General features: G+C 67.2%; 1 protein-coding gene. It reads left to right on the top strand.

What is annotated here, in order from left to right:
- A partial coding sequence (locus ACLJNW_RS27170) for a hypothetical protein (protein WP_410961659.1) occupies window positions 1-152 on the top strand: 152 nt, incomplete at its 5' end.
- Window positions 153-250 lie beyond the last annotated feature (98 nt).

The following is a 250-nucleotide window of genomic DNA, read 5'->3' as shown; positions in this document are numbered from 1 at the left end:
CCGGCAAGCACCGCGCGCAACTGCTGCTGCAGTGCATGAGCCGGGCGCCGCTGCATCGCCTGCTGACACCCTGGCTGCAGAGCCTCGAACAGTTGCCCGGCGGGCGCCAGGTGCGCTGGTCGCTCGATATCGATCCGATCGACCTGTTCTGAGCGCCTTCCAGGAAGACGCCCCGCTTGACTGGGGTCAGCCGGAATCCGCGATGTCCGGCGCAAACTGTCGGCTAATCGCCGCAACGGTTGGCAACGCC

The organism is Salmonella sp. SAL4457, assembly GCF_046548235.1.
Classification (GTDB): domain Bacteria; phylum Pseudomonadota; class Gammaproteobacteria; order Enterobacterales; family Enterobacteriaceae; genus Salmonella; species Salmonella enterica.
This window is presented reverse-complemented; position numbering and strand designations above follow the sequence as displayed.